Below are 17,828 nucleotides of genomic sequence, written 5' to 3'. Positions count from 1 at the left end.
GCCTTGGTCATTACCGAGGATACAGACCTCCGACAGACGACAGGTAGCGTCCAAACGCTACCCGTAGGCTGACAGCCAATCCACTCCCTGCTGTTCTCTGCCGCCTCAAAGCGATCGATGCGTGTGACTGCCGGCTTTAACGTGGGCGATGTGAAGTCGAAGGCGGACATTCTGCGCACCAATGAAATCGGGCCTTACGGCCCGATTGTCAGCTTGCGGGTTTCATGCTTCCTGGCTTGCCAGCCTGTCCAACGGATCATAGCCATAACCATTGCCGTCATAGCTGCTCAAGCGACCGAGCGCGTCGTACATCAACACCTTGCCTTTATCATCGCGCGTCATATTGCCGTCCATGTCATACGTCAAGGTGAAATCGGCGTAATCCGCATGGGTGTTTTCCACGCGGGTCAATTGCGCAGGATCGTCATTGTCAAAATGGTATGTAGCCCTGTTGTCATCAAGACTTCCGTCTGCTTCCTCGAACTGGGTAAATACCCACGTGATGTTATCCAAGGCATCGAATTCGAAAAGCTGATAACGGATGATTTTTCCAGCCGGGTCTTGCGGACTGTAGGAAGGCAATCCTTCGCAGCTGTATTCCTCCAGGCGACCCCGCACGTCGTAGACGTACGTTTCTTGGCGCAATACCCGGTCTCTGGTACGCAGAATCTTGCCGTTACGCACAACAGGGCTTCTTTCGCTCAAGCACTTGGACGTGATCTGGTCGATCATACTGTACGCCTGCGTCAATGTCTGCACGCCTTGTACCTGTAACCCTGCTGCTTCGACCAGGGCTTTAACGGTTTCGTTGGCGAAGATAAAGTCATCGATGGGAGTCTCGACCACCTCGTTGAGGAATACGAACCTGCGCAGACACTCGCGGCCCTGGTGGTCATATTCGATTTCCGTTGCCAATCCCTGGGTACCGTCGAGGGTCAGGATGCATTGAATGTTGCTCAGACCGTCGTAGAAGAACTGGCTGCTGGTGGTGCCCAGTTCAGTCCGCTCCAGCAAACCACTGGCATAGTAGGTGTACGTCTGCACCTGACCGAGTACATCCTGGTAGGACAACTGACGGCCTAACAGACTGGTGCCATATTCCATCGTCCACGTCTGATCGCCAATCGTGCGGCACTCCTGCTTGATTTCGCCAGTACTGAAATAGGCACGCGACAGCTCTTCTCCCTCCTCCTTACACCGCGTCAACCGTGCATTATGAGGGTCGAACTCATACTCGGCCTGTTTCCCTGGTATGCGTCGTAGTTTAGGCTCCTCTCCCAACTGTGGAATGTACTCGTAGCTGATGACATGGCCGGAAGCTGTTTTTACTTCGTTTGGCTGCATTTGACCTGGTGCGTAGTACAAGTGCTTTGTTCGACCGCCGGTGACGGAGGTGATCATGCGGTTCAGACCGTCGAACGTTTGCCTGCCCAACTCGCTGCCATTGACACTGATAAAGACGGGCAGGTCGTCGCTGCTGTGCTCAGCATACGTGCGCTTCACCACCGACTTATCGGCCAGGGTATGCTCAACCAGGCGGCCGAAGTGATCATAGCTGTAATGAACGGTCTCACTGCGAGCATTAACCTCAGGTACAGCACGTCGGGTATCAATCTCACGTACAGTACGTACGGTGCGTCCCAGGCCGTCGTAGAAAAACTGCTGCTTGGCATATGGCCCATCCGCTAGGTCGAACCGCTGGACCACGGCAGGTTGCTCGAACAAGTTCAGCCACGTCGTGGTTTTACCTAGCTTCAACGTACCGTCGGCCGATTCACTCCAGCGTGTCTGGGTGGGCAATATGTTCGAAGGACCAGAACCCAAAGGATTGGAACCGATTGGATCATCGTATTGGAAATGCTTGACCCCATCTGGCCCGATTTCACAGCATTGCTGTCCCCAGTCGTCATAGTCGTACCGGGTCGTCAGCGACAACTCCTTGCCTTCTTCGTACTGGTTCATCCGTGACGGCTCCTTGTCCTCGAGCCAGTCATACTCGGTCGCTTGGATCAGCTGACCAAGTTCATCGTAGGTGAAAGCGTTGCGTGGTCGGAAAACCTGGTGTAAATGGCTGTTGTCGGCGTCAGCATCGTGACGCTCTTCGCTGCTGACACGCCCCAGGCCGTCGATCCAAGAGCGAATACAGACGCCCTTGACGTCAACCTGTTCTTGTGACGCTTTATCCCCTACGGCACTCACCAGTCCATACGCATAGGTGCGAGAGGCCTCGAACGGCTTACCGGGCGATACGGTCTCACGAACGACCCGCCGCAAGGCGTCGTATTCGTACGCGATCTCTACATCATTGTCATCGAGACTAAGCAACGGTTGGCCAATGAGTATCGACTCCTTGAGCGTGATGGTCTTGGACACATTGCGCTTCTGACCGGTTTCGGGGTCGCATTCGTCGTGATCGAACCCCGTCACCTTCTGCTGGGTGACCAACGCAGGATGTTCCTTGACGACCTCTGTACTGTACTCAAAGTCGGTCGTGGTCTGTTTATCCTGCATGCACACGATCTGCTGTTTAAGGCGACCATGACGCAATGGATCGTTGAGGTCATCCACGGGTGACAGGAACGTGGTTTGCAGCGCCGCCGATTCTTTTTCCCCGACGACTTCATGCAGGCTTTCTTGTTTCAGCACCAGCCAATTGGAAGCGGATGCCTTGACCGCGCCATCACCCACTCGAGCCAGCGATTCATACTCGTAGCGCTTGCGCAGCACGGGTGCAGGCTTGTCTCCCTGCGGTGCAGGATGTTCCGTCACGCACTTCTGGTTACGTACGAAACCGTCAGGGTCTGGGGGGCAGCCCTCTTCTCCGCCTGCAGCGTAATACTCGATCTCGGTGCGTTGACCAGAGGGCAGCGTCTGGGCAATCAAATTGCCGTGCAGGTCGCACTCGGTTCTGGTAGCGGGCTCGTAGCGAACGCGAGAAGCGTCGTTTAGCTCCGACCAGCTGCGGGTCTGTTCCAATGGGAGCTGGAAATTCTTCGGCTGGTTATCGAATCCATCCGTCACCTTACCATGATAGGTCGTGTCCGTGGCGAGTCGCTTATGCCCCTGTACAACGACCTCGCGCACCTGCAGATGAAAGCGGTTATACACACGCTGGACGGTGCGGATGACCTGATCCTTGCCGTCTGCACCTTTGCCCCACTGGTGGGCGGTGCTGCCATACTGGTAAGCGGAGGAAGCGCGATACAGGTTGTCTTCGCCGTCGTCACGCCACGTCACATCGCTGCCGTAACCCACGAAGTTATGCGACACCTCTACGCCCTCTTGCAGGACGGTATAGGTATAGGTGGTCTTCATGGGTGGCTGCCCGGCCCCAGGGTTGACCACGTGAGTGGTAACCCGCGGTATCGCGCTGCGGGTTCCACCACCTGGTAACAGATGGCCTTTATCACCGCGCTCTCCGTAGCGGATGTCTTCGATACTCCCATAGGGTGTAGACACCTTGCTCAGACACGTCAGGCCAAAGACAGGGGTGTATTCGAAACGCCAATTGCCGCCGACGTCAGTCGGCAAGTTGATCTGATTCAACTGCTCATTGGACAGAAGGAGTGTGTATTGCGCGAGGGGCTTATTGGCCCCCCTCGCGTTAGGGTGCAGATCGAAAATCACCGAACTGCCATAGCGGATGCGCAGCAGTTCCATGCCGGTACCGTCGACGATACGTTCCAGTCGTTGTGTGTCAGGGGTGTAGCTCAACAACAGACGGTGGCCAGAGGCAGCACGCACTTCGGACGGCAAGGCCACCCGGCGATCGCCCGTACCATATTCACTGAGGATCTCTTCCAGATAGGTGCGGTGAACCACACGGTAGCGCTTCTCATTGCCGTTGCTGTCATCGAAGAACCGAAAACTTTCGAGCTTGCGCTCCCTGATGCTGGGTTCTGTACCTGAGCCGGTCACCTTGAAGCTTTCGCCAGTGTGAAGCCGGAGCATGCGCGTACTGGGCACGAACTGAGTGAGTTCGAGATACCAGCCGCGGCCAAAGCCCACATTCTTATCGCTGAACGGGTTGAACACCAAGCGGATGGGCAGCGCTGGCCCGCGCTGTTCATTACCTGCCAGCAGAGGCAAGTTGATGCTCAACGCGTATTGCCCCGTGCGCGGGTCTACGTCGTTTTGCACGAGTTCAGTCGCATTCAATGCATTGGAATGGATGACGGTTTCAATAGCCATGGCATAATCACCTTGATGAGAGGACACGGTCTTGCCTCAGCGCAACGAGGCACCGAGGCACCGAGGCAACACCTTATGTTCAGCGAAGATAGAGTTGCAGCAGATCGCGGCGCGTGATGCCCTGGCTTTGCTCCGCCGCCGTCGCTTCGAAGCAGACACGCAGTTTATGTTCGTGCCCCTCTTCATCCAGCAAGCTAAATATCAATTCACCTTCAAGTGCCGCTATGTAAGGATCTTCGCTCCGATGGCCCATCTTGAACCCCACGTCTCGATACAGGCTGATCATGAATTCCCCGGCACCCGGTTCGTTGCCCCTCACCTCCTTAGGCAGTCTATACTGACGGTGCAAGGCCATGCGGTACAACAATCCATCGAACACCAGGGGATTATCAATACGCGCATCGAGCGACTTGAACGTGAAACTGGTGTAGCTGACGAAATCGTCGTCGGCAATTGGCGTCGTGGAGGATCCCGGCACCCATGACCAACTCAACAAGGATTTTCGATCACGCGCACTGATAAACACACGGGCAAACTTTATGACTTTCCCGCTGCGTGATACATGCTCGAGCAACCAGTTGTCCGTGCTTCTATCGACGTAAGCGAACTCATCGCCATCGGAAGGCGAGCTATCTCCCCCCGCAGCGCGAGTACGCTTGAAGCTGTAGACGTCCCGCGTGTAGGACGGCCGGTCCAGGGCGCGCACTTCGAGCTCGCCGTTTGCTTTCTCTGAAGACAGAACCGTCTTGCCCGTCAATGTATTCTGTATCGAGGCAATGACCGTGATCATTCCAGCCTTGCGCGAATGAAGGTAAAATCGACGTGTCCTGGCTCGCAAAGGCGTGATCACACTGCCCCCGTTCATGGCCTCTTGCCGACCGATCATGTTGGCATCCCGGTTGACCGCCCAATCCGCATTATTGGCCTCCTTGTCATACAAGGCTTCTTCCAAGGGGGCGAGGAAGGGCAGATCATTATTGCTTTCCAGGTTCAAGAACTTCAGCGTTGCCAAGTCGGCATCGGAAATTTCAACCGGTTTCCCATCATAGTCATCTGCAGCAGCGACCTTCACCTCGATCTCGATTTGTTGCCAGCCATTGGCGAAGCACTGAGGCGCACTTAGGGCTCTGAGCTCGAAGGTATCCAGGGTCTCCCAGGACAACAGACCTGCGGTCGACTGCAGCCCTTCGTTGAATTCCACAATGGCGTAACCGTTGCGCTCGTCGCCATCGTCCGCTACCACCACTGCAACGGGCAGTTGCGGATTCTCAGGCGGCATATACAGGTTGCCCTCATCGAACGACCCTTCGCCTCTTACAGTCCAGGTCACGGGCCTGCCACCTGCGGGAATTGTGTCAAAGCGCGTGGGTTGAATCGATAGACCCTGAGGGACGTGGAAAGGCGAAACTTGTAAATTCGCTGGCCAGTGGATGATCATCACTGCGCTTTCGGCATACTCATCGGTCGACAGATTGGTGCAGCGGATCAGTTGTACCTTGAAGAGATCCCCGTCATCCTGGTCAGGATCCGGCGTAAAAATGGCACACCCGTCACCTTTGTCTTCGAGGTCGCCAAGCGATCCTTCAAGCCTCTGAAGCCGCTGTTCGCCGTCCCCCAGCAGGACGGCCTCCCTCAATTCCCAACGCAGCTTACCTGTACTGGTGTTTGAAGCACGAAGCTCAATCGAATCCTCGCCCCCTGCCCATGTGGCAACGCGTGGAGCAATCTGTACTGCTCGAGCACTTTCCATCACCAGCGCATGCGCAGCCCTATCATTGCCTGCTCCTGATGCCGTGGCGGTCACCAGTACCATTTGCTGGTCCTCGACGAAGCGGTCGCTTTCACAGGCCGTATACTGCGTACCGCTGAAGCTACCGGTTGCCGCAGGGCGATTCAAGTTGACCGCCGACCACTGCAATGCGCCAGCCGCTCCCTCGGCAGTGAACGTTATGCTGTTACCCGACACGACTTGTGCAAACGCAGGCTCGACCTTCACGGCATGTCGTGTTGCTTGCCATGTACCGTGTGCCACAAAATCGACGACATCAGGCGCTGTTTCTAATACGACGAATTCGAGATCGGCAGGTACCTTGAAGGTTCTCAAGACATCTTCAGGTTTACCAGCGTCCAGTGCGGTAAAATCCGCAGCGAGAACCAACGTACTCGGTAAGCCCGTCGCTTGCTCCAGGATGGGATAAGCCAGGTCGACGTTTGGATCGGGCAAAGACCCAGGGTACAAGTCGATGTCCAATTTCATGAAGACCAGCACGGCGCCTTCTCCGAATCGGGGGCTGCTTTCGTTCTGCCCCCAAGGTGCTACTTGGGTCTGCACCACGAACTGGTCCGGACTCAACGGATGATAATCGTCCATGACGAAGCGGCCCAGCTGGTAGGTCTTCTGGTAGGCGTGCATGTATTGGATCGATTCCTGCAGATGCATGCCCAGCATCTTGTTTGCATAGCAGGTCGGTCCCAAGTTGGTGGAAAAGTCAGTCGCGCTTTCGAGGTCGAGCACAAGCGAGGTATACCGACCGCTGTCGGATCGGACCAGACGCACTGTCAGATCCGTCTCCACGTAATAGCCGGCACCCTCGGTGAGGGTACTGCGCTCGATGATGCGCTTGGGGCTACCAGGACGCTGCTGTACCTGCATGTAGTCTCCGGCGACGATGTTCATCCGTACCTTCAACGTTGAATCCTGTACACCTGTACTCTCGAAGCGGACCTGGGGCGGGCCAAAGACCACCTTCCGCAGCGAAACACGGGTTCGCCCGCCCTCTTCAAGGGCGGCCTCCAGATCGAGAGGAATCACCGCTCCAAAATCGGCGAGCGTTTTCAGATACTGTTCACGCAGCACGTAATTAAGCAGTCTACTGTCCAGGGCTAGCAGCCCCCCCAATCACGACGCGCCGACAAGCTTGTATCTGACGTCGAAGGTGTCTTGCTCATGGAGTTGTTCATTGTTTGCACCTCACGGCTGGGAAGGTTGAAGTTGATGTGCCGGCACAGGGTCACGAAGGGGCATGGGTAGAATCAAACAATCGAAAGTGTCCGATGACACGTCGTCGTCGTAGAAAGCCGTGATGATCAAGTATCGATCGATGGTGTCAGGCGCAGGCGTGTAGACGTGGGTAACGGGATCGATGGTGCCGCTGCCACGCAGCACCGTCCATTCAACGGAGTCGTGCAATTCGACTTTGTCTTGACGGGTCTTCTTATAGAACGACAGATGCACGCTTCCATCATCGTTGATGCGCGATTCCAACCAATAGTTGAGATTTTTAACGCCGAGTACCAACAGATCGATCGTTGCTTCGGCACCGCCAGCAGCCGACCTTACAGTGATCGGAACTAGACGCATACCATGGTAATACAACGGTTCATGCTCCTGGGGTAGGGGTAGCGAGTCGGGTGCGGTATACTTTTTACCGCCCAGGTTCGAGTCGCTGTAATCAGGCTTCAGATCACCCAACTCAGGCTCACTCCACTCCAACACAGTTCCATCCGTGGTGCCTGCAGTCAGTGCATAGTCATCGCCTAGATTGACCTGTGCCACCCAAGGACTCACCGAAACGGGGCTAGGCACGACGCTGACCAATGCCTTGGCGACCTGCTCGCCATACGTGGCCGTCACAATCAACCGGCGATGACCTTCCATGCGCAATGCATTATCGGAAGGGGCCGTATATACGCCTACTGAGGGGTCCTTGAACTCACCCGTCTCGCCCGTTTCGTCCTTCAGGTTTTCCACTGTCCAGGTGGTACCACTCAGGACGGGGGTGGTGTTGAACTCGAAGCGCTGACCACCGGCAACGATCGTCTCCAATGGGCTGATGACCAGTCCTGTTTGTTTAGGCGCGAGATTGCCCAACAGGGTCAGGTCGGTGGGCAAGCTCACGTCACGGGGTTCAACAACGTTGTCACCACGGAACAGCAACTTGTTCAGGCGTAATGCGTCGACCTCGAACGTCATGTCTAGAAGGCTTCTGGCTTTCTTTTCAAGTTCGCCTTTCACCTCAGCTTCTAGCTTACGCTCCAGGTTGGCCGCATCCGCTCTCGCCGATGACGCAGCGCCCCCAGACCCAAATCCATCGTCGATAGAAATCGTCGCCTCGACATGAGCGTTCGCCAGCTCAAGCTTCAACATCGGCTTACCACTGTCATGGGACATCACGAACCTGTAGTCAGCAGAAATAGACATGTCCGCTCGAATGTCTAGGGTGACGGTACGGCCTGCCCCAAGGCCCTGTTGAACCCAATACACCAGGTAGCCGGCCACTGAATTCGAGGACCAGTGTGCTTTGAGGGTTCGATGCTCAATAATGAACTTGCCGCCTTTTTCGAGGATATGAGGCTCCATTCCATCGACAGCGAGTCTCCAACTCCACGGTTGAAGCGTCCCACCGTTTCCATTGCTACGATAAGTGAACGGAAAATACATCGTTATAGTTTCGCTGGCCACCAGTTCATGACGACCGCCTAGCAGCTCCTGAACATAGAACTTGTCCTTGAGCCATTCAAATTGATCAAGGCCTGGTTTGATGACCTGGGAGACCATAAACTTATTCGACAGTAACAAGTTACTGGTGTAGGGTGCTGACGCCTCAGGCAGCATGTAGATCATCGCCGCATCGTCAGCAGGGTAGGTGCCCTTGTCGTTGTCGTTCATGGCGACAAACACAACCACGGCGCCCTCACCATAGTTCTGACTCGACCGTACAACGGCACCAGGCGCTGCGTGCGTGCGCAAACCGAATTCCCTTGGATTGATCGGCGATGTGCCATCGACCACGATCTCGCTCAGGGGGAATTCTGTAAGGTGGTCGTTCCAGCTATTCAGCACCTGTTCAAGATACAGGCCTAGGCGCTCTTGTTCAAAGCGCGTACCTCCACCACTGAAAGCATGATCCGTCGCATCCTTCAAATCGAGCAATACCTTGCCCGGTTCACTCACAGAACCCTTCACCGCCCTCAGGTTGATATTCATGTCCAGAACACTGCGGTTGGCGGCATTGTAAACGGCCAGAGAGGCCACCTGCCTGATGCGCTCGCCACCCACAGACCGTTCGTGGACTTCGAGTTGCCACCCGCCCACCAGAAACATTTTTAACTTGGCTTTCGACTCTAGAATACTTGCATTCTCAAATGACAAGCGAGGCTTGTCGAACACAAAATTCTTGAGCTCATATTTAATACCCCTCACTGCCTCGACCACGCCCTCGGGCAACGTAGGGAACCCCTCGTCTTTAACAACAAGGCGATCGATATATTCTTGCGACAACAGTGTATTGGTCGCACCTCGATCGAACACCAACAGCGCGTCCCAGCCAAAGGTGCTCGGCCCCGCCTCCAGTTTTATAAGGAAGTCCTCCAGCGACTGGGTTCCCTGATCGGATGGGCGCTCACTTATTTCGTTAGTCTTCATGCTCGTTCTCCGTAGTTTGCATAACCGTCAGGCGTCGTTCGCCTGCGCCGTTTTCAATGCGGGCGCGTGCGACACGTTCATTCACTTGTTTTTCCTAGGAATCAAGCGCAACGGCAGAAGCGCGTGCCAACTGTCGCCCTCATCAAAACTGACCGTCCCCAGCACGGTGAATTGCCGATTGTCTGGGAGGGTGTCGTACACTGCCTTGCGCAGGAGTACCTCTATCAGGCCCTGGTTATTTTCGTTTCCGCTTACCGGCTGCCCATCACGCAATACCGGACCTTCTTCAATGGCCAACCTAAACAGTTGACCGGGCGCCGCGAATGTCCAGAGCCGTGCGCCACTGACCTGAAGCCTCGCCGCTTGCCGGGGCTGGAGGTCGGAAGCCCACAGTTCGCCGTTGCTTCTCGCCTCTAGGCATGTGATGTTGGTGTTCAGGGTAGCGGGGTGAACACGCAAGTCGACCATTTGAGAAGGTGCCGAGCGCTTGCCGTCTTTATCGACGATCACGTAAAACACATTGAAACGCCGGCTGTTATTCTCGTAGAGCGGGTGCATGTTTGCAGCCACGACGCCAGGGTCTATCTTGAATTTTCGCCCCCCTGTTTCGACTGGCGTGTGCGTGATTTGCTTGCCATTGTGAATATAGCCATCCCAATGAACTTCAAAGTATTCGCCATCCCGCAGCGAAACGTCGGGTACCTCCACGTAGGCCCCCATAGGCACGTCGTCAGCCCGTAGTACCTGGGTACCCGTAATAGCGTCCGCTCGAGCCTTGGTGATCGTAGGCGCTGGCAGGACGCGGGGAGTTTCGAATTCGATACGCAAGGGATGGGAGGTCAACTCAACGCCTGTGCGTGCGTACTGGTAAACAATCTCATGCTCGCCAAGCACCAGCATACTTGCATCGATCCGGAATACGGTCTCCTTGCTTTTCAGACTACTGGCGTCCATGCGTGCAAATTGCACATGCGGTTCTGACTGATCGGGTCGGTGCCAACTCACTAACAGATGGTCACCTGCCTGGATGTCTGGATACACAGGTACACGGAGAACGACGCCCTCCAGAAAGTCACCGGGATCAACAGGCTTATCCGCAACGTCGTCGGCACAAGGCGCAGGCAATCGCTCCGTAGGACTCGGATCATCCAGGACCTCCATGGTCTGTACTGGCGATTCAACCTGCGTCCCACCCGCGGCCAATGTGATGCGGTATTGAAACTCCACGCGTCCGCCTAGTATCCGGATAAATTGCGACTTGGAGAACTGCCATTGCAAAGGCTCATGATTGTTCGCCTCGGTCACCTCATGCACGACGCGAACCGGATCGACTTCACCGCCTGCCTTATCAAACTTACGCATGGTCAACTCGACCGTATCACCCACTTGCATGGCACGGTAAGGTGATGCCCATACGTTCACGCCATCCCTGCCTATGGTTGAAAACCCGATGACGCGCGCATGCGATAGGGGCACCTGCGCCACAGGTAAAGCCTCAGCCTCCGTGTCGTGATCACGCAGGCCTATGTAGCAAAAAATACGTCTTGAGTCCGGTATAGCTTCTGCTGGACTTCCCACTTTATAAGACAGGAAGGCCCAACCACCGGCATAAGGTGTTACATACCGGTTCTCGATGGAAAAGCACATTCGTCGAGTCTGCTCATAATCGATAGGCACTTCTACAAAGCCGCTCACGTAGTCGAATGGCGTACCGTCAGCGGCCAGGCCACGCCAGACCGGATAAAGCGGTTGGCCGCCTTTAACGTCAGCATCTTCGATCACACAGTTCAGGGGGTCTTTATCTCCTAACTGACTCACATCAATCTCACCTCTTGCATTGCGCAGAGGTATGTGAGGCGCGGGTTGAAGGGGAGCCTTGCCAATCGTTATGTTCAGTGGCTGCCATAGCTGGCAAGCCTTATCTGTTGGCTGTGATGGTTGTGAAGCACTATCCGTTGTCTGCAATGGCTGGGAAGCCCTATCTGTTGGCTGTGATGGTTGGGAAGCCATGACCCTGTCCTCTACGAAATCAAGATGTCCCGAGTCTCAAGGCTTTCTGCCGTTACAGCTACTGGCAAAATTACTAGGCATCACGATTTCCACGAACATGCCAACCTGATAGATCTGCCAGGTGATGAAACATTCAAAGACGTGCTAAAGACACACCCACGGAGCGTTATCGCTGCACGAACCTGTTAATTCTGACAGGTGTTCCAGCACCCTAGATTCACTAAGCTTCGCGTAGACAACGACCGCGTGCCGTTAAAACGATTCATTCACCTGCACGCCTTTTCAACTATTCCCTATTGGAAGCCTCGACGATGAAACGTTCCCTGACTTGTTCTCTCGCCGCCCCCTCATCTCTTCAGCGCCTTCTGGTTATCACACCGCTGTTTCTCGGCAGTGCCCTTGTGTCGGCCAGCCCGGGGACGACGCCCTCCGATGACCTGATACCTGAGTTCGTGCTTTATCAAAAAGTCGATAACGACACAGAAAAGTCATGTAGGCTGGAACTGCCTGCAGTGGGCAGTGGTGAGACCGTCAATCTAATCGTCCCGAACCTGTGTCCGCGAGTCGATAAAAAACCTATGCGTCCCGATTCTATTCGTATTCGAAATGTACCGATCAAATCGAAGTTTTTGCTGACTAACGATCCCAGTTGTAACAAAGTCGATTTTGCTGGCTGGATTGAGCTCGACACGACCAGACCCAACGCTTCACTGGAAAAACTAGGCATCGACAAAATTTTGGACTACTCAGGCACTGCGGAGCGTCCTGGCTACGTGTACAACAAAGGCATCGACAGCGGAGCGGACAGCAAAGGCTTTAGGCTCCTCGGCGGCAAACGCCCCCCTATGTGGGACTATTATCTGACGTGCGTCGTGGTCACCATGGCACCTAGGAGCAACTGATCATGGCCGACGTCTCTGGAATGCACAGCAACGCCACCAACTTCCAAAGTTTCGTGCGTAACCATGTCGATCAGCGCACGGGCCAGTACATGTTATCCATCGACCTGCCCATGCCGACCGGCAATGACTTGATCGGTCCTGGCCTGCCCCTGCGCTTGTCATACAGCCCGTATAACCAAGCGGACGTAGGGTTTGGCAAGGGTTGGCAATTGGCTATGACCCATTATGTGCCGGCTACCCGAATGCTGAGCTTACATACTGGTGAAAGCTACAAAGTCACCGGTACAGGTCCTCAACCTTCGATTCGTGAAAAGAAAATCCATAGCTTTCACTTTCATGACGATGGCGCCGATGACAAGGGACCCTACCGTGTAATGCACAAGTCCGGCCTCGTGGAAGTCCTGACCTTGCACGGCGTTGACAACCCCATTGCCTTGCCCACCCGGGTCATGGCGCCTTCCGGCCATGGGATCACGCTCAGCTACATTCCTGAAAACCGGCGCTTGGAAAAGATCGTCGATGACAAGGGGCACGTGTTGATTGCGCTGTCGTACTCCAACGGCTCGGTGTTTTTCGATATACGCCCTGGGACCGGCGACGATGGCCAGCCTTTCGCACGCTATCAGCTCAAACTTGAGAATCGGATCCTGGTGCAGGTCATGTTGCCTTCCGAAACAGGGGGTAACTGGCGCTTCGGCTATACCACAGCCCAAGGCCTGAGATGCCTCTCCAAGGTGCATACGCCTTCAGGCGCCATTGAAGATGTGTACTACGGCGAGAATGGCGATCCGGGCCACCTGCTGCCGGGCACGCAACCGCAAAGGGCCTTGCCGCGAGTCACGACCCATGAGGTCAAGCCGCGCGCCAATCAGCCGCCGTTGAAAACGACCTACACCTACAGTCACCGGGATGAACAGAGTGGCGCCCAGGTCGAGCACAGTTTCGTGGGCAGCAACAGTACGATCAGTTGGCGCGACGATGGCGAGGACAATCTATACCGCGCATCTGCCTCGTATCGGTACAGCGTCACCGCCCACTACTGGAAAGCAGGCAAGGTCGTACGCAAACAGACCCAGACATTCAATCGCTACCACCTGCTGACTCGGCAAACGCTCGAACAGGCAGGCCATGTCGAAGAAACCGAAACTGTCTTTCACGAACGCCTTGGGTATGGCTTCGATGACCAGCCGCGTTATTTCCAGTTGCCTAAAACCATTACCAAGCGTTGGACGCTGCACGATGATGCCAGCCAGTTGAAGGTGGAAACCGCCACCACATCGTATGACGATTATGGCAACGTCATCGAAGAGCAAGCCCCCACGGGCGTGCGCACCACCTATACGTATTACGACAAGGAAGGCGAAAAAGACGGTGACGCCTGGGCATGTCCGCCCGACCCGCAGGGTTTTGTCCGAAACGTCAAATCCAAGACGGTCTACCCCGCAGAGGGCTTGCCTGGCGAGGCACCGGTACAGCGCACGCGGCTGACTTACAAGGCCTATCCAGTATTGCCTGGGCTTGGCCAGGTGAGCCAATGGCTGGCGCCTTGCGAAGAAAAGGTGCTGCTTGTGCTTGACCCTGACAGCTGCGAGGAGCGCGAGCAGGTGTTGCTGAAGGTGGAGCGGACGTACCTGAACACGCCTGACAATGCCTTCCTGCATGGCCGTCCCGACTATCAAGTGACGACCCGCTACGGCGACGACGACGGTGAGGATCCGGTACGTCGAGCCATCGAAAGTCGTAGTGCTCGGGTCGAGTGGACGTACCGCACAGTAACCGACGAAACGTACGGTCTTGAATATTGGACCGACGAAACGATCACAGGCTTTGATCTGACGCAGAAAACTACGCGTTCGGCCGCCTCCAGCCTGCATGGCCAGCCGGTGTATGAAGAGGACGAGACCGGCAACAGCATTCGTCGGCGTTACGACGTCCTTTCTCGCCTGGTGGAGGAAACCGTTGCCCCAGGCCAGGGCGTGGATGAAGCCAGCGTCAGTTATGCATATGGACTGGTCACCCACCCCGAAGCAGGCGCTGCCGGACTGGCCTCCCAGACTATCACCAGCAGCACGGGCGTGGTCACCATCATCACGCACGATGGCTGCAGCCGAATGGTGACCGAGAAGCGCGAGACGGAAGACCCAACGCCTCCGGAGACCGCATCAGACACTGAAAAGCCACGGCGGTGCCAGCTCGTCACAGAGCGCACGTACGATGAACTGGGCCAACTGCGCGAAGAAACGACGTTCGATTACCATGACGGCAAGACGCTGACATTGACCTCCCTGTTCGAATACGATGCCTGGGGCCGACTGTGCAAGACCACACTGCCCAATGGTGCGTCCCAGCACAGTGAATTCTCGCCGTTTGGCGAAACCGGCGATGTGGTTACTCGCTGGATGGAGTCACCGGACAAGCCGCAGGTCCGCCAGCAGCAGCACGTCATCGAGAGCAACCGCTTCGACAAGCCGGCTTGCCAATACCGCGTGGACGATACGGGTAAACGTGAGTTCAGCTACGATGGACTGGGACGCTGCACGCATGAAACACACACGTTCAAGCGGGACGGCAAGCTGGTTAGCCGGGTCAATACGTATACCTACGATTCTGAAGGCCGAGTAACCCGTACCGAACGGCCGGACCAGTCGGCCGTGCTCAGCCAGTTCGCGCTGCACAGCGCCGCCCCCCTGGCCGAACAGCTGCTGGTCGAGCCGCGCAAAGGCGCCAAGCCTGCGCTCGCCTGGAAACGGACATACGATGGTCTTGATCGCCTGAAGTCTTTGACAGCGGGTAAACAGCAGGAAACCTACGGGTACAAACCCAACACATCGTTGCTGGAAAGCCGCACGACTGCACAGCGTACCTTTACCTACCACTACCGCGCCACGCGCTCCCTTCAACCTACGCAGATCGACGTGGACACCGAGCAACGCACGACATTCGATTACGATACAAAAACCGCGGCCCTCAGCATGACTAAAGATGAACAGGGCCAGCACCACTACACCTACACTGACCAGGGTTATTTGCACAAGGCCCAATGGAAGGGCCAGGACGCCGGTGCGCATCACTGCGATTACCGCCATTCGCTGCAAGGCCTGCTATTGGGTTACAGCGAAAGTGACGGCATCGCTGTCAGTCACACCTACAACGACATGGGTCAGTTGGAATGTATCAACCAAGGTAATCTGGTCGCTACGTTAGAATACGACACGCTCGGAAGGCTTTGGAAAACCACGACTCAGGATCTGGTCCATCAACAGACGCTGGTATGCGAACAAACGTACGACGCGCTAGGTCGAGAAGAGAAACGCGAGCAAACGCTCAGTCGCAAAGACGACACGGTGCTGACACAACAGATCGTGCTGACGTGGCAGGACGATGACCAACTGCACACTCGTAAGCTTATTCGTGACAGCCAACAGGTACTCGCCGAAACCTTTATCTACGATACCCTCGACCGACTGGAGGAGTATCAATGCACCGGCGACGAGCACCTTCTGCCGCGAAATGCGGCGGGACGGGCTATCACCAGTCAGATCTTCGTCTATGACGCGCTGAACAACCTTACTGAGTGCTACACCGACTTCGTCGACGGCACGTCCGACACAGCCTTGTACACCTACGAAGGTTTCATCCTGACAAAAGTCGTGCACTCGCTACAACCTGACTACCCGGTATGCCGGACGTTCGACCATGACGCCGAAGGCAATTTGCTCAACGACGAGCAAGGCAACCGCCTGGTCTACGATGATCGTGGCCGTTTGAGTGAAGTCAGGAGCGCGGACGAAAGTCAACTCTTGTACCGCTACCGTTACGACGGTCACAACGATCTGATCGGTGTGACCCATGGACAAGCCGCGGAGATTTCTCGTCGCTACCAAGGTTATCGGTTAACCCGTACGTGCGACGCATCAGGCGCCACCGACTACTTCTATGCCGGAGATCGCCCGATGGGCTTGCAGCGCCCAGGGTGCACTGCGGAAAACCGGCTATTCCTGACCGACGCGGTAAACAGCGTGACAGCCGAATGTGGCCCCGACGCTCTGCATGACACGACGTACACGCCCTATGGTGACGCGCCGGACAACGATCAGTTGATAGGCCTGCTCGGTTTCAACGGAGAGGTCCGTGAACGCGCTTTGGGTTGGTCGCTGCTAGGGCGTGGTTATCGCGCTTACAACCCTGGGCTCATGCGCTTCCACAGTCCGGACACGGCTTCGCCTGAACTGGCCGGCATCAATCCGTACGTGTACTGCGGCGCCAACCCGGTCAACTGGCACGACCCCAGTGGTCACTACGGCATGCGCAATAGTGTGGAGTACCCCTACATTCCCCCCATTCCCTTGAAGCCCAAGGGGGATTGGAGATCCTGGCTTGGTGTAGCACTGGGTGTTGTCTTTGCAGTGATCAGCTTCGTGCTGTTGCCGCCTGTAGGTTTGACCATGGCCTTTGCATTGGGGGCTGCCAGCCTTGCCCTAGACGTAGCCTCTACGGCAACGTCCGTGGCGGCATTGGCGACCGGGAGCGAGGCGGCCTATAACTGGTCGTTTTATCTGGGAGTGGCTAGCGCGCTGAGTACTCTCGGGGTCATGGCTTATAGCCGGCTGGGGGCCAAAGGTGCGGGCCTGAGGATGCCAGCCCGTGCCAAGGGTGCGGACATGGGGGCGCCAGCCAATGCCAAAGCAGGAGATGTCTTCTACAGGATACGTGTCAAAAGTACGACTCCTGCTCGCTTCCCTGTAAAGCGTGCGATAGCGCTACCTTACCAGGCTGATGCAGCCACTCAAACGACCGCCATGAGTGTCAGCGCTGAGGTGTCCACACAGACTGCATCTAGGATGACCGCAGATGCCGCAACATCCATGACCGCAGATGCCGCAACATCCATGACCCCAGCGCCATCACTCCGAAGCGTTGGCTCTACAAGATCACTAGACTCCCTTGACGACGATCATTTCAAGCTATTGTTCGGTGAAACTGTGACTTCACCACCGGGCTCACCTAAACAAATTGTTAGCGTGGGTTCACAGTTGGGCTTTGTTCGCAACCCAAAAACTGGCCGTTGGGAGGAAACTGGGTTCTCTAGTTATCAGGGCTGGCCATATAGTCTGGGATTCGGCAAGTAGGCAATATCAAAACGGCGAGGATTGCTTGGATAACGCTCGACTTCACGTAGCGTAACGAGCACTTCACGTCTTTATCAACGCAGCACGGTCGTCGCGCTGGACTTTACCTACACCGTCCAGCGCGACACTGTTTCGATACACCAAGGCACCCTGAAATTATCGCCTTACATA

6 protein-coding genes are annotated in these 17,828 nt (G+C 55.8%); 2 read left to right on the top strand and 4 right to left on the bottom strand.

The window, feature by feature from the left end; all coding sequences use genetic code 11:
• Positions 1-222: 222 nt before the first annotated feature.
• The 4 genes from APT63_05960 to APT63_05945 all read right to left on the bottom strand — a co-directional run bounded on the left by APT63_05960 (position 223) and on the right by APT63_05945 (position 11,008).
• Complete coding sequence (locus tag APT63_05960; protein AMA45208.1) at positions 223-4,191, bottom strand: hypothetical protein; 3,969 nt, start codon at positions 4,189-4,191, stop codon at positions 223-225.
• Positions 4,192-4,270: 79 nt separating this feature from the next.
• Positions 4,271-7,048, bottom strand: a complete 2,778-nt coding sequence (locus APT63_05955) for a hypothetical protein (GenBank protein ID AMA45207.1) — start codon at positions 7,046-7,048, stop codon at positions 4,271-4,273.
• Positions 7,049-7,162: 114 nt separating this feature from the next.
• The gene (locus APT63_05950) at positions 7,163-9,616 is read right to left on the bottom strand and encodes a hypothetical protein (GenBank protein ID AMA45206.1); all 2,454 of its coding nucleotides are present in this window, start codon (positions 9,614-9,616) and stop codon (positions 7,163-7,165) included.
• An 81-nt stretch (positions 9,617-9,697) separates the two neighbouring features.
• On the bottom strand, positions 9,698-11,008 hold the full coding sequence (locus tag APT63_05945; GenBank protein ID AMA45205.1) for a hypothetical protein: 1,311 nt from the start codon (positions 11,006-11,008) through the stop codon (positions 9,698-9,700).
• Positions 11,009-12,255: 1,247 nt separating this feature from the next.
• Here APT63_05945 and APT63_05940 point away from each other — a divergent pair.
• Together APT63_05940 and APT63_05935 are read left to right on the top strand one after the other, a co-directional pair.
• Positions 12,256-12,528 carry a hypothetical protein gene (locus APT63_05940; protein ID AMA45204.1) on the top strand — a complete coding sequence of 91 codons (273 nt, stop codon included), beginning with the start codon at positions 12,256-12,258 and terminating at the stop codon, positions 12,526-12,528.
• A gap of 2 nt (positions 12,529-12,530) precedes the next feature.
• Positions 12,531-17,657, top strand: coding sequence for a hypothetical protein (locus APT63_05935; GenBank protein AMA45203.1), 5,127 nt, complete (start codon positions 12,531-12,533; stop codon positions 17,655-17,657).
• The last annotated feature ends 171 nt before the right edge of the window (positions 17,658-17,828 follow it).

This window comes from Pseudomonas monteilii (assembly GCA_001534745.1).
GTDB lineage: Bacteria > Pseudomonadota > Gammaproteobacteria > Pseudomonadales > Pseudomonadaceae > Aquipseudomonas > Aquipseudomonas alabamensis.
Note: the sequence above shows the minus strand (reverse complement) of the source record. Positions and strands in the feature narration are given on the sequence as shown.